The following is a 12,776-nucleotide window of genomic DNA, read 5'->3' on the forward strand; positions in this document are numbered from 1 at the left end:
CTTGCCCCGCGAAGCGGTGTGCCAGTCACATCGCATCGCGGGGCAAGTCGGATCGCCGCACCGCCGCTCCTACAGTGGTTAGTTCAGCCAGGCGGTGAACTGTTCTTTGCAGTAGTCGACAAACAGCTGCGCAGGCTTGGTCAGCTGCGCACGCTTCAACCAGCCAGCCACCAAGCCGGAACCGGTGACGTCTTCCAACAGTTCCACACACACCAATGGCTGACCATCGTAAGTCGTGGTGGTCTGCGGGCGGGTCACCAGTACGGCAAAGCCAAACCCCTGACCAACCATGCCACGTACCATTTCGATCGAAGGCGAGCTAAAGATAATGTTCGGGCTTAACCCAAGCTCTTCGAAAATGCTCACAAAGTAAGTACGGCTCGGTTGCACATCAAGCAGGATCATCGGTTCCAGCGCCAGGTCACGCAATGACACCTGCGCCTGCTCGGCAAAGCGGTGACCGGCCGGTAGCAAGGCATAGGGCCGCTGCGGCGCCATCAGTGCTTCGGTTTCAATGGTGCTGTCCAGGTCGTGATCGTAGAAGATAGCCAAGTCAAAGCGCCCACCAGTCAAGCCTTGCACCAACTCCTGTTGCTCGCCGTCCTGCAGGCGGATCTCCACCCCGGGAAAGCGTTCGCGAAAGCCTTTGATCAGGCGCGGCAGGTAGAGTGGGGCAACGGTCTCGAAACAGCCGATGTCGATCTGCCCGCTGACCACATCGTTGTCGGCCAGGGCGTTCTGTTCGAACTCCCGGGCCATGCGCAACAGCGCCTGGGCCTTGCGGTAGAAACGCGCACCACCCGGGGTCAGCGATACCCCCTGGGCGTGATGGCGAATGAACAGCTGTACGCCGAAACTGTCTTCCAGGCCTTTGATTGCCGTTGAAATCGACGGTTGCGCAATGTACAGCTTGCGCGACGCCTCAGCGACGCTGCCGCACTCTACGGTGGTGACGAAATACTTCAACTGACGCAAGGTATAGGACGCCACAGTGCACCTCTGGCTGATTATTTTGCTACAGGGTACCCCTTTGGCTGCCAGCGGCTGCAGCGGATTTTGCTTGGCACTGAGCATATTTTCACTGTGCAGCCGCTTACCCGCGAATGTTAGTCGGGTACCAACTCCTGGACCTGCCAGCGCACCGAACTGACGCCTTTTTCCAGGCTCACGCGGCTGACCAGGCGTTCCAGCTGGGTTGGCGCCTCCGGACTGCCGAGCAGCTCGGCGCGCACTTCCAGTTTGGCCGGGTTGGCCAGGTCTTCGCTGTGCAACGACTGCAGGCGCAGGCCGCCACTGCCAAAGCTGTGCAGCATCAGGCTGCGCACCTGGATTTCGTCTTCGGCGCGGCAGGTGATGCGCACTTCAAAACGCTGTTCGGCTTCAGTGGCCGGCAGCACCTCTTGCTGGTTGAGGCGCTGGGCGATGTCGCGCAGCAAGATGTTGGCGCACAGCACCACGCAGGTGCCAACCGCCGCCTCCAGCAACAGTCCCATGCTGCACAGCACACCAACGGCGGCGGTGCACCAGAGTGTGGCTGCTGTGTTCAGACCGCGGACATTCAGGCCATCACGCATGATCACTCCGCCGCCGAGAAAGCCGATACCCGACACCACATACGCAGCGATACGTGAAGCATCGCTGGCGGCCATGCCCGGTACCGCCTGGGTCATCAACACGAACAAGCAGGCGCCAGTGCTGACCAGGGCGTTGGTGCGCAGGCCGGTGAGGCGCTGGCGCAGTTGACGTTCAGCGCCGATCAGGGCGCCCAGTAGCAGCGCGACACTCACGCGCAGGAGAAATACTTTCCAATCCATGACAAACCTCGAATCCACGGCACAGCGCCGCCAGGCATCGACCACGGGCCGATGCAGGGATAAATAAAAGGATTGCGCAGGGTCGCAGGCCAGCGCCGCAAACGTAGCGTGCAAGGCGTGCAGGAAGGGAGCGGGAAGCGTTGCATCCGCAGCGGGATGCGCGGCACCACTGACTACCATGAACGGCAGGGCAGTGGCAGAGGAAGTCTGCTGAACTAGCGTGCCGTACGAACCTGTCGCAATCGACTAGAGCAACTGTCCAAAGCAGGACTCCTGTATAGGCATGCAAAAATGCGGGCGAGAAACTAACGTTGAAAAGCGACAGGGTCAAGGCTGTTTTCGTGACAATTGCGCTAAAACCCCGCTGCAGCGCGACTGTTCCGTCTGTGCAACGCTGTAACGTGCGCACGCCGCTACCCCAATGTGGCTGCTGCCGCTAAGGTGAAGCTCCACAGCGTGGTGAGGGAGCGCAATGCAACCGCTGATCAACTATTTCAAAATGGTTCTGCACCCAGGGCGCGATACGCTTTTTTTCGCCCTGCGAACCATTGTTGCCTGCTTGCTGACTTTGTACCTGGCGTTCATTTTCGACCTCGACCAGCCCAAGTGGTCGATCATGGCGGTGTTTATCGTCAGTCAGCCGCTGGGCGGCATGACCTTGCAGCGCAGTTTTGCGCAAGTGGTCGGCACCACCGTTGGCGCGGCGGTCGCGGTGCTGATCATGGCGCTGTTCCCCCAGGCGCCATTGCCCTTTATCGTCACCCTGGCGCTGTGGCTGGCCCTGTGTACCGCCGGTGGCACTTTGCTGCGCTACACCAGTTCCCACGCCTTCGTACTCAGCGGCTTCACCGCTGTAGTGGTGGCGATGCTGGCGATCCCCGAGCAGGACAACACGTTGATGCTGGCCATCACTCGGGTCACCGAAACCTTGCTGGCGGTGGCCTGTGTTTGCGCCGTCAGCCTGGTCAGTGCGCGGCCACAAGCGGTCACCAACGGCTACTTTGGCAAAGTCGACAACCTGATCAAACTGATGGCCGCGCATGCGGCTGCGGCCATTCGTGGCGAGGAAACGCCGCAGGCCTTCAGCCAGCGGCAGATGCAGATTCTCGGTGAAATCAGCGCCCTGGAAGGGCTGCGCCGCCACCTGTACTTCGATGCGCCACACCTGCGCAGCGCCAACGGCTTGGTGCAGTTGTTGGGTAACCAACTGGTACTGCTCAGTTCGCGCCTGACGGTGCTGCGTAACCAGAAGCGCATGATCGCCGAGCGCTGGCAGGGGGCTTACCCGGACTTCATCAACCGGCTGCTCAGCGACGAGCTGGCCTTTCTCGAACAACTGGCGCAACAGGGCCGGGCGATGCCTGCCAGTGCCCGGGCGCACTTCAGCGCCCTGCAACGACGCTTTGACCAGGCCGCGCTGCAAGCCGAGCAACTGGCACCGGATCTACCGCCGACCTTACGCTCGCTGGCCTGGGCGCTGCGTTGGGAGCAGGCGCGGTTGTTGGAACAACTGGCCGAAATGCTCGAACTGAGCGATGCCATTCAGGAAGGCCGCGCCGGTGATTGTGTGTACCGCGAAGCGCGCTCCAATCCGTTGCACCTGGATTTTCGCCTGGCGGCGATGAACGCCAGCCGCGCCTTTCTGGCCTTGCTGGTGGGCGGGTTGATCTGGATCGAGACCGCCTGGGACGGTGCCCGTGCCACGGTGATTCTGGTGGGCATTCTGTGCTCGCTGATGGCGACCTTCCCGCGCCCGCTGATAGCGGCGCAAAACTACATGCGCGGCCTGGTCATGGCCGTGCTGGTATCGGCGCTGTACCAGTTCTGGCTGATTCCGCAGGTGGTCGATTTCGAGATGCTGGCGTTGCTGCTGCTGCCGTTGCTGTACGTGGTTGCTGTCGGGCTGTCGACACCGATGACTGCCGGTATCGGCATGGGCCTGGGGCTGTCCAGCTTCTTGCTGTTCGGGCCACAGAATATTGGCGCCTGGCAGAACACCGCGATCCAGTGGTTCGAGTTTGCCGGTGCCTACCTGTGTGGTGGTGTGCTCTCGCTGCTGGTGTATGCCTGGCTGTTTCCGTTCAACCCGCAGTTACGCATCGAGCGGCTGTTTCGGGAAACCCGTGAGCAGGTCTATGCCTTGCTCAAGGGGCCGACCTCCGATGCCCGCCAGTTTGCCTTCGAGAGCCGCATGGTCGACCGCCTGACCCTGATCCTCGGCCTGCTGCCGGCCACCCAGGATGCACGCTCCAAGGCGTTGTTCGAGGTCAACCTGGCCTGTATGGCCCTCGGTGTGGCGTTGCGTCAACTGCAGGAACAGAGCCGGGCCAACCTGTTGCTCTCGGACAGCACCCGCGAGCGTTTGGAACAGGTGCTGCGCAGCACTGGCCGTTATGTTGCCGGGCGCACCCAGGGACAATTGCCAACGCTACTCGACACCCTGCAAACCCTGGGTGAAGAACTCGATGCCCTGCACAGCGCGCAGTTTCAGGCTGCGCCGGAGCAGCTGCGTTCGCTGTTTCGTATTCGTGTCGCGTTGCTGGTGATTGCCGGCTTTTTGCGCCATTACAGTGCTTACCTTGACCCTGCCGCCGAAGGAGCGCCTGTCCTTGCCCATTGATTTTGAAGTTGGTGGTGTCTACCTGCCGCCCATTGCCCAGGCGCTGTTGCTGGCCATGCCGCTGTTGTTCGTGCTGCTGTGGCTGTTGCAGCCCCTGGGCGTGATGCAGCGAGTGTGGCACCCGGCGTTGTTCGAAGGGGCGCTGTACAGCTGCATCTGCGCCTTGATCATTCTGTACATGGGGAGCTGAAACGGTGAAGAAATTTGTTGCCCAGGCATCGACCCTGGCAATCGTCGCGCTGGCATTGCTGCTCGGCTGGTTTGCCTGGGAGCATTACACCCGCGCGCCCTGGACCCGCGATGCCCGGGTGCGGGCCGATGTGGTGACATTGTCGGCCGAAGTCTCCGGGCGCATCACCGAACTTCGCGTGGCAGACAACCAGCACGTCAACAAAGGTGACCTGCTGCTGGAGATCGACCCGGCACGCTACGCCCTGGCCGTGGAGCATGCACGCCGCGCCGTGGAGGTCGCTCAGGCCAACGAAGGTTTGGCACAGGCGCAGATTGTTTCCAGCCAGGCATTGCTCAAACAGCGTCAGAGCGAAGAGCAACGGCGCCGTACCCTGAAACAGGGTTTTGCGATTTCCGGCGAAGAATGGGAAAAAGCCAGCACCGACGTGGCAGTGGCCCAGGCCGACCTGATGCGTGGGCAATCCGACTTGAGCCTGGCCCTGGCCAACAGTCGACTCGCCAGTGCCGCGCTGACCCAGGCCGAGCTGGACCTTGAACGCACACGTATGTATGCGCCGGTCAGTGGTTATGTGACCAACCTGCTGACCCGCCAGGGCGATTACGCCAGCAGTGGCGTGGCCTTGCTGGCACTGGTCGACAGCGCTTCGTTCTACGTCAGTGGCTATTTCGAAGAAACCAAACTGCCACGTATCCATCCCGGCAGCCCGGTGCAGATCGCGTTGATGAGCGGCGAACAATTCGAAGGCAAGGTACAAAGTATCGCCTACGCCATTACCGACCGTGAGAACGCGCCGGGCAGTCGCCTGCTGGCCAACGTCAATCCTAGCTACACCTGGGTCAAGCTGGCCCAGCGCGTGCCAGTGCGCATCGAGATCGATCCGGACTACGTCGGCAAAGGCAATTTGCGTGCAGGCACCACCGCCACCGTGACCGTGCGCGAAACCGCGCCCTGATGAAAAGGGCTGGGGTGCGGGCGGGCTTGGTGGTAGGCTTTTGCGCCTTCATGCCAACCCTTCGCCGGGCAGTCTGCTGCGATGATCCTCAACCTTGCTGTATTTCTCTGCACCCTGACGGCCATGGAGGGCGTTGGCTACCTGGCGCATCGCTACATCATGCACGGCTGGGGCTGGTTCCTGCACCGCTCGCACCATGAACCGCAGCTGGGTGCCCTGGAAACCAACGATATCTACCTGCTGGCGCTGGCGTTGATCGCCTTTGCGCTGGTCGCCATCGGCCGCGCCGGGCATGCGCCGTTGCAGTGGGTGGGGGCAGGGGTGGCGGCGTTCGGCGTGCTCTACGTCATCGTCCATGACGGCATCGTGCACCGCCACTGGCCGTTCAAGCCCCAGCCGCGCAACCGCTACCTCAAACGCTTGTACAAAGCCCACCTGCTGCACCATGCGCTCAAAGGGCGAGACAACAGCGTATCGTTCGGCTTTCTCTATGCCCCGCCGATGCACCGCCTGAAGCAGCAACTGCGCAAGCGTATAGGAGCGGGCTTGCCCCGCGATAGTGATACACCCGTCACACCGAATCGCGGGGCAAGCCCGCTCCCACTGTGGCGGCGTTGTGGCCGCGGCTTACCCACCAGCCGAAAGCGCCTGCGGTAAAGAACATGATCAAACTGTACAACGCGGCCGGTATAGCCATGGTCGAGTTGTTGAGCAAGGTCGGCGCCAGGGCCAAAGCAATCGCCAGAGTACCGTTGTGAATACCGATCTCCATGCCGATGGCAATCGCCTGGCGCTTGGGGATCTGCAGCAGGCGCGGCAGCCAATAACCGATGCCCAGGCTCAGCAGGTTGAACAACAACGCCGCGCCACCGACGACCGGGGCATAGTCGACAACGGTCTGCCAGTCTTTGACCAACGCCAGCACCACGGTAAACACCAGAAACAGTGCGGCGATGATCTTCATCGGGCGTTCCATGCGTGCGGCAAACCCGTGCGCCAGGCGGCGGATCAGCATGCCGATGGCCACCGGCACCAGGACAATCGCAAACACCTGCAACACCTTGGCAAATTGCAGCGGAATCGCCTGGTCGGCGGTCATGAAGTGCGCCAGCGACAGGTTGACCAGCAACGGCATGGTCAGAATCGCGATCAGTGAATTGACCGCCGTCAGGGTCACATTCAGGGCCACATCCCCATGCGCCAGATGGCTGAACAGGTTGGCGGTGGTACCGCCAGGCGAGGCGGCCAGCAGCATCAAGCCCACCGCCAGCGCTGGCGCCAGGCCAAAGCCTTTGGCGATCAGGAAACAAATAAAGGGCAGCAGCAGGATCTGGCACGCCAGGCCAATAATCACCGGCTTGGGAAACTTCACTACCCGGGCAAAATCGGCCAGGGTCAGGGTCAGCCCCAAACCGAGCATGATAAAGCCCAAGGCAAGCGGCAAAAACGCACTGAGCAGCGGTGATGCAGTCATATCGAAAGCTCGCGTGAAAGACGATGAACGGCAGTGTAGGCGAGGTTTTCCGTGTGTGTGGTGTAAGCGATTCTCACTCCGCGAAGCCTTGCCCCTGTGGCAAGCCGCCGCGCTTGTCGCCCTTGTCCTCAGGCAGTAGCATTCGCGCTTTACTCAAGGATCAGACTCCCGATGCAGTTCCAGCCAGGCATTCTCGCCGCTCCCGTTCCCGCACAAGCCCGTCACCTGTTTTTCAGCCTGCACACCCCGAGCGAACTGCCAGCAGTGCTCGACGTCGTGCAGCAGCAAGTGGATGGCAGCCGTGTGGTGGCCGGTTTCGGCGCGCCGCTGGTGCAGGCATTGGGCCGCAGCATCGAAGGCCTGCGCGCATTTCCGCAACTGACCGCCGCAGTCGATAACCCGTGCACCCAGCACGACCTGTGGCTGTGGCTGCGTGGCGATGACCGCGGTGATCTGTGGTTGCTGAGCCAGCGCCTGGAAAAGCTGCTGGCCCCGGCCTTCAGCCTAGTGGAAGCCACCGATGCATTCCGCCACAAAAGCGGTTTTGACCTGACCGGCTATGAAGACGGCACGGAAAACCCGGTAGAAGACGCCGCCGTAGAGGCCGCTGTGCTGAAATCGGAGGTTCCGGGCCTGAACGGTTCGAGCTTCGCCGCGTTCCAGTTGTGGCGTCATGACCTGGACAGCTTCAAGGCACTGCCGCAAGCCGAGCAAGACGACATCATTGGCCGCCGCCACGCGGACAACGAAGAACTCGACGACGCGCCGGCGTCGGCGCACGTCAAGCGTACGGCGCAGGAAAGCTTCGACCCCGAGGCGTTCATTGTCCGCCGCTCCATGCCGTGGGCTGACCAGCGGGGTGCCGGGCTGGCATTTCTGGCCTTTGGTTATTCCTTCGATGCCTTCGAAGTGCAACTGCGGCGCATGAGTGGCCTGGAAGACGGCGTAGTGGATGCACTGTACCGCTTTAGCCGGCCGCTGACCGGTGGCTACTACTGGTGCCCGCCGCTGGGTGCGCAAGGGCTGGACCTGAGTGCATTGCTGGGCTGATTCCGTGTAGGAGCGGGCTTGAACTGGCCTAATGATCCTGGACACCTCAATCGGGCGCTATGATGGCGCCCAAACCTGAGGTGTTTGGATATGCGTAATTCTTACTCGAGTGACTTCAAGCTACAGGCGGCCAGCATGGTGCTGGACGAAGGCCAATCAGTTCCACAGGTCTGTGCCAGTTTAGGCATTGGCCCTACAGCGTTGCGTCGTTGGGTCGATCAACTGCGCCAGGAGCGTCAAGGCTTAACCCCTGTGGGTGCCAAGGCAATAACGGCAGACCAGCAGGAAATCCAACGGCTCAAAGCCCTGCTCAAGCAGAAAGACCGGGATATCGAAATCCTAAAAAAGGCCAGCGCTCTCCTGCTTTTGGACGCCAAAGATCACTCGCGTTGATCGATGAGCTGGGTGAGCAATACGGCGTTAATGAGTGTTGTCGGGTGCTTGGGGTCAGCCGCAGCAGTTTCTACTGCTGGCGCCAGCGTAAGGACCGGCGTTACCCCGGACGGGAAAAACTCAAGGCCCAGTTGATCAGACATCATCGTGAGTCGAGAGGGGCGGCAGGTTCGCGCACCTTGGCCAAGATGCTGCAAGCCAGTGGACACCCAGTCGGCCGCTTCAAGGCGCGCCGCCTGATGCAAGAAGCTGGGATCAGCAGCCGTCAACGCAGACGCCACAAATACAAATCTTCAGGCGTTGAAGCCCTGACCGCACCGCACGAGCTCAAACGGCAATTCGATGTGCGGGCGACAAATGAGGTCTGGTGCGGAGATGTAACGTACATCAAGGCTGGTAAGCGCTGGCTGTACTTCGCGGCTGTCTTGGACTTGTTTGCACGGCGGATTGTCGGCTGGTCGTTCTCGATGATCTCGGATGCTGAACTGACCTGCGCGGCCTTACGCATGGCAACCGAGCTGCGCGGACGCCCCAAGGGTGTGCTATTTCACTCTGACCAAGGCTGTCAGTACACCAGCCACAAGTTCAGAAATGAGCTGCGCGAGCATGGGCACCGGCAGAGCATGAGCCGTAAAGGCGAGTGCTGGGACAACGCCCCGATGGAGCGGTTTTTTGGAAGCCTGAAATCTGAGTGGGTACCCGAAGATGGCTACGACTCGGAGCATGAGGCCCGAATGGATGTGCAGCGCTTTATCACCCGCTACAACACCACTAGGCCTCACAGCTACAACGGATACCGGTCGCCGGTCGAGGCAGAGAAGCTGGCGGCGTAAACCTTAACGGGTGTCCAGGATTACTTGACCAGTTCAGCTTGCCCCGCGATAGCGGTGCAAGCCCGCCCCCACAGGTTAAAGTGTAAGAAAATTTTACGCAGATTTTACGGAGTCTCGGAACACACACAGGGATACTGACAAGCGTTTTCAGGCCCTTCCGTTCCGAGACGTTCTACCGTGAGCCAAGCCGCAACTTCCGCAACACCCCATTCCCCCGTAAAGACTTCGTCACTGAGCCTGTTGATCGCCGCCGTTGGCGTGGTCTATGGCGACATCGGCACCAGTCCGCTGTACACCCTCAAGGAAGTCTTCGCCGGCCATTACGGCGTGCAGGCCAACCATGACGGTGTGCTGGGCATTCTGTCGCTGGTGTTCTGGTCGTTGATCTGGGTGGTGACCCTCAAGTACGTGCTGTTCGTGTTGCGTGCCGACAACCAGGGCGAGGGCGGCATCATGGCCCTGACCGCGTTGGCACGGCGTGCAGCAGCGCCTTTTCCACGCCTGAGTCGGGTGCTGGTGCTGCTGGGCTTGTTCGGCGCTGCGCTGTTCTACGGCGACAGCATGATCACCCCGGCGATCTCGGTGCTGTCGGCGGTTGAAGGCCTGCAGTTGGCGTTCGACGGCATTGAACACTGGGTGGTGCCGATTGCCCTGGTGGTGCTGGTGGGGCTGTTCCTGATCCAGAAACACGGCACGGCGCGCATTGGCATCTTGTTCGGGCCGGTCATGGTGCTGTGGTTCAGTGTGCTCGGGGCGTTGGGCATCTATGGCATCGTTCAGCGTCCGGAAGTGCTGCTGGCACTCAATCCGGCCTGGGCGGTGCAGTTCTTTTTGGTGCACCCGGGCATTGGTGTGGCGATTCTGGGGGCGGTGGTGCTGGCCTTGACCGGTGCCGAGGCGCTGTATGCCGACATGGGCCACTTTGGCCGCAAGCCGATTGCCCGCGCCTGGTTCCTGCTGGTGTTGCCGGGTCTGGTGTTGAACTACTTCGGTCAGGGCGCGCTGATCCTCGGTAACCCGGAGGCGGTGCGCAACCCGTTCTACCTGCTGGCACCGAGCTGGGCGCTGTTGCCGATGGTCGGGCTCGCCACCCTGGCAACCATCATCGCTTCCCAGGCGGTGATCTCCGGGGCCTTTTCGCTGACCCGCCAGGCGATTCAGCTTGGCTATGTGCCGCGCATGTTCATCCAGCACACCTCCAGCCAGGAGCAAGGGCAGATCTACATCGGCACGGTGAACTGGGCGTTGATGGTCGGGGTGGTGCTGCTGGTGCTCGGCTTCGAGTCGTCCAGTGCCCTGGCGGCGGCTTACGGGGTAGCGGTGACCGGCACCATGCTGATCACCACCTTGTTGTCGGCAGCGGTAGTGTTGCTGTTGTGGAAAGCGCCACGCTGGCTGGCGGTTCCGCTGTTGCTCGGCTTTTTGCTGGTCGATGGCCTGTACTTTGCCGCTAACGCACCGAAGATCTTCCAGGGCGGCGCCTTCCCGGTGATTGCCGGTATCGTGCTGTTCGTGCTGATGACCACCTGGAAGCGTGGGCGCAAGATTATCGTCGAGCGTCTGGATGAGTCGGCGCTGCCGCTGCCGTTGTTCATCAGCAGTATTGCCGCGCAACCGCCGCATCGCGTTCAGGGCACGGCCGTGTTCCTGACGGCCCGTAGCGATGCGGTTCCCCATGCGCTGTTGCACAATCTGCTGCATAACCAGGTGCTGCATGAGCGCGTGGTGCTGTTGACAGTGGTGTCGCAAGACCGCCCGCGGGTGCCGGTGGCTGAGCGCTTCGAGGTGCAGGACTTTGGTGATGGCTTCTACCGGGTCAACCTTAACTTCGGTTTTATCGAGGAGCCTGACGTACCGGCGGCGCTGCAACTGTGCCATGTACCGGCACTGGATTTCAGCCCGATGGGCACCACCTACTTTTTGAGCCGCGAGACGGTGATTCCGACCAAGCGCATTGGCATGGCGCGGTGGCGCGAAGCGCTGTTTGCGTTCTTGCTGAAGAACGCCAACAGCAACCTCAAGTACTTCAACTTGCCGCTCAATCGGGTGATTGAGTTGGGTACACAAGTCGAAATGTAAGCACCCTTCTGTAGGAGCGGGCTTGCCCCGCGATTACGGTGTGTCAGACACACCACAATCGCGGGGCAAGCCCGCTCCCACAGAAGGGTGCAAGGTGCAGGCGTTACCCTGCTACAGGTTGCATCGACACCTGTGCGTTGCGGCGCACCAAGCGGTACATCGTGCTGGCTACCAGAAAGCCCACCAGCGCCAGTCCCATCATGGTCATGAACACATAGTTGTACCCCTGTTGGCCGGGGAAGTGGTCAAGGATCGCACCGTAGCCGACATAGGCGAACATGCCCGGCGCATAGCCGATCAGGCAGCCAATCCCGAAGGCAGAGCCGGTGATGTGCGGGGCAATACCCACTTCGCCCATCGGCGCCCAGAACACCCCACGCATCGAGAAGACGATGAAGGCGAACGACAGCGTCGCGGCCATGCCGGCGTAGATGTAGCCCGGGCTCTTGGGCACCATGAGGATGATCAGCATCATCGGCAACAGCGCCAGGAACGCCCATTTCAGGTAACGGCTGGGGCTTTTGCAGTACTTGTCGGCTATGAAACCACCCGCCGGGCCGCCGAGGATCTTCAGCATGTATTGGTTGATGATGCCGTAGGCGCCAACCAGGGCAACCGGCAAGCCGTAGACTTCCTTGAGGTAGGGGATGAAGTAGGTCAAACCGCAGTACACGATGTAGACCATGAACACGTTGCAACTGACTACCCAGATCGCCGGCACCTTGATGGCTTCCATCAGGTTGGCCAACGGGTTTTTCTTCACCGTGGTGCTGGCTGCGGTCTGGTTGCCCCTGAGCAGGAACCAGGTCAGCACGCCTGCGCCGATGTCGATCAGCGAATAGAACAGGATGGCCGCCTTCAGGCCAGCTTCGGCAGCACCCATGACAATGAACACGCCCAGCGCTGAAAACGCGACCAGGGTGTCGATCACCCCGCGGCCACCTTCGAGCAGGCCGAACAGGCGGCCTTGTTCCTGGTCGTTGCCCAGGCCGCGGATGGCTTTGAGCAGTGCTGGCCAGTAGATGCAGTCGGCGCACACGGCCAGCAGGCAAAAGACGATCATCAGGCTGCTGAACGGCGGAAAGGTCGCCAGGTAGAGGCCCAGTGCGCCGGTGCCGAGCAAGCCCAGGGGGATCAGTTTGCGCGTGTCAAAGCGGTCGGCGAGCATGCCGCCGACCACGAACAGGCCAGTGGCGATGATTGCGTTGGCACTGAGCAGCAGACCGATTTCGGTATGGGACAAGCCCATGAACGTCTGCATCGGTACATAGAAGGCGTCCTTGAGGTTGGCCAGCTTGTAGATGGTGCCGCCACCGAGGATCAGGATGAGGAATTTGAACCATTTGGCCTTGTCGTGTGCAGTCATTG

At 61.2% G+C, this 12,776-nt stretch carries 12 protein-coding genes; 8 read left to right on the forward strand and 4 right to left on the reverse strand.

The window, feature by feature from the left end; genetic code table 11:
• Positions 1 to 78: 78 nt before the first annotated feature.
• Together ACVWSC_RS13145 and ACVWSC_RS13150 are read right to left on the reverse strand one after the other, a co-directional pair.
• On the reverse strand, positions 79 to 990 hold the full coding sequence (locus ACVWSC_RS13145; RefSeq protein ID WP_442114064.1) for a LysR family transcriptional regulator: 912 nt from the start codon (positions 988 to 990) through the stop codon (positions 79 to 81).
• Positions 991 to 1,106: 116 nt separating this feature from the next.
• Complete coding sequence (locus ACVWSC_RS13150; protein ID WP_442114065.1) at positions 1,107 to 1,814, reverse strand: MgtC/SapB family protein; 708 nt, start codon at positions 1,812 to 1,814, stop codon at positions 1,107 to 1,109.
• Positions 1,815 to 2,286: 472 nt separating this feature from the next.
• Here ACVWSC_RS13150 and ACVWSC_RS13155 point away from each other — a divergent pair, with 472 nt between their 5' ends.
• The 4 genes from ACVWSC_RS13155 (at position 2,287) to ACVWSC_RS13170 (ending at position 6,236) form a co-directional block, all read left to right on the forward strand.
• The gene (locus ACVWSC_RS13155; protein WP_442114066.1) at positions 2,287 to 4,434 is read left to right on the forward strand and encodes an FUSC family protein; all 2,148 of its coding nucleotides are present in this window, start codon (positions 2,287 to 2,289) and stop codon (positions 4,432 to 4,434) included.
• Positions 4,424 to 4,624 carry a DUF1656 domain-containing protein gene (locus tag ACVWSC_RS13160; protein WP_442114067.1) on the forward strand — a complete coding sequence of 67 codons (201 nt, stop codon included), beginning with the start codon at positions 4,424 to 4,426 and terminating at the stop codon, positions 4,622 to 4,624. The genes ACVWSC_RS13155 and ACVWSC_RS13160 overlap by 11 nt, the downstream gene beginning before the upstream one ends.
• Positions 4,625 to 4,628: 4 nt before the next feature.
• Entirely contained in the window at positions 4,629 to 5,579 is a 951-nt protein-coding gene (locus ACVWSC_RS13165; RefSeq protein WP_442114068.1) for an HlyD family secretion protein, read from the forward strand.
• Positions 5,580 to 5,660: 81 nt separating this feature from the next.
• Positions 5,661 to 6,236, forward strand: a complete 576-nt coding sequence (locus ACVWSC_RS13170) for a sterol desaturase family protein (protein WP_442114069.1) — start codon at positions 5,661 to 5,663, stop codon at positions 6,234 to 6,236.
• Here the strand turns inward: ACVWSC_RS13170 and ACVWSC_RS13175 are convergent.
• Positions 6,151 to 7,053 carry a bile acid:sodium symporter family protein gene (locus ACVWSC_RS13175; RefSeq protein WP_442114070.1) on the reverse strand — a complete coding sequence of 301 codons (903 nt, stop codon included), beginning with the start codon at positions 7,051 to 7,053 and terminating at the stop codon, positions 6,151 to 6,153. The genes ACVWSC_RS13170 and ACVWSC_RS13175 overlap by 86 nt on opposite strands.
• 171 nt (positions 7,054 to 7,224) lie before the next feature.
• Between ACVWSC_RS13175 and ACVWSC_RS13180 the strand changes: the two genes are divergently transcribed.
• The 4 genes from ACVWSC_RS13180 (at position 7,225) to ACVWSC_RS13195 (ending at position 11,408) form a co-directional block, all read left to right on the forward strand.
• Positions 7,225 to 8,103 (forward strand): Dyp-type peroxidase, encoded by an 879-nt coding sequence (locus ACVWSC_RS13180; RefSeq protein ID WP_442114071.1) that lies wholly within the window; start codon positions 7,225 to 7,227, stop codon positions 8,101 to 8,103.
• 90 nt (positions 8,104 to 8,193) lie between these two features.
• A complete protein-coding gene (locus ACVWSC_RS13185) occupies positions 8,194 to 8,496 on the forward strand; it encodes a transposase (RefSeq protein ID WP_442107852.1) in 303 nt (100 codons plus the stop codon).
• Entirely contained in the window at positions 8,493 to 9,329 is an 837-nt protein-coding gene (locus tag ACVWSC_RS13190; RefSeq protein WP_442107850.1) for an IS3 family transposase, read from the forward strand. The genes ACVWSC_RS13185 and ACVWSC_RS13190 overlap by 4 nt, the downstream gene beginning before the upstream one ends.
• A gap of 177 nt (positions 9,330 to 9,506) precedes the next feature.
• Positions 9,507 to 11,408: a potassium transporter Kup gene (locus tag ACVWSC_RS13195; RefSeq protein ID WP_442114072.1), complete on the forward strand. Its 1,902-nt coding sequence runs from the start codon at positions 9,507 to 9,509 to the stop codon at positions 11,406 to 11,408.
• Between the two features lie 103 nt (positions 11,409 to 11,511).
• Here ACVWSC_RS13195 and ACVWSC_RS13200 read toward each other — a convergent pair whose 3' ends face one another.
• Positions 11,512 to 12,774 carry an MFS transporter gene (locus ACVWSC_RS13200; protein ID WP_442114073.1) on the reverse strand — a complete coding sequence of 421 codons (1,263 nt, stop codon included), beginning with the start codon at positions 12,772 to 12,774 and terminating at the stop codon, positions 11,512 to 11,514.
• Between the last annotated feature and the right edge of the window lie 2 nt (positions 12,775 to 12,776).

Source organism: Pseudomonas sp. NUPR-002 (assembly GCF_056322725.1).

Excerpts from the sequence above, each read along its gene's own strand:
- ACVWSC_RS13150 (WP_442114065.1), bottom strand. The coding sequence starts at position 1,814 with ATGGATTGGAAAGTATTTCTCCTGCGCGTGAGTGTCGCGCTGCTACTG.
- ACVWSC_RS13155 (WP_442114066.1), top strand. The coding sequence starts at position 2,287 with ATGCAACCGCTGATCAACTATTTCAAAATGGTTCTGCACCCAGGGCGC.
- ACVWSC_RS13170 (WP_442114069.1), top strand. The coding sequence starts at position 5,661 with ATGATCCTCAACCTTGCTGTATTTCTCTGCACCCTGACGGCCATGGAG.
- ACVWSC_RS13175 (WP_442114070.1), bottom strand. The coding sequence starts at position 7,053 with ATGACTGCATCACCGCTGCTCAGTGCGTTTTTGCCGCTTGCCTTGGGC.
- ACVWSC_RS13180 (WP_442114071.1), top strand. The coding sequence starts at position 7,225 with ATGCAGTTCCAGCCAGGCATTCTCGCCGCTCCCGTTCCCGCACAAGCC.
- ACVWSC_RS13185 (WP_442107852.1), top strand. The coding sequence starts at position 8,194 with ATGCGTAATTCTTACTCGAGTGACTTCAAGCTACAGGCGGCCAGCATG.
- ACVWSC_RS13200 (WP_442114073.1), bottom strand. The coding sequence starts at position 12,774 with ATGACTGCACACGACAAGGCCAAATGGTTCAAATTCCTCATCCTGATC.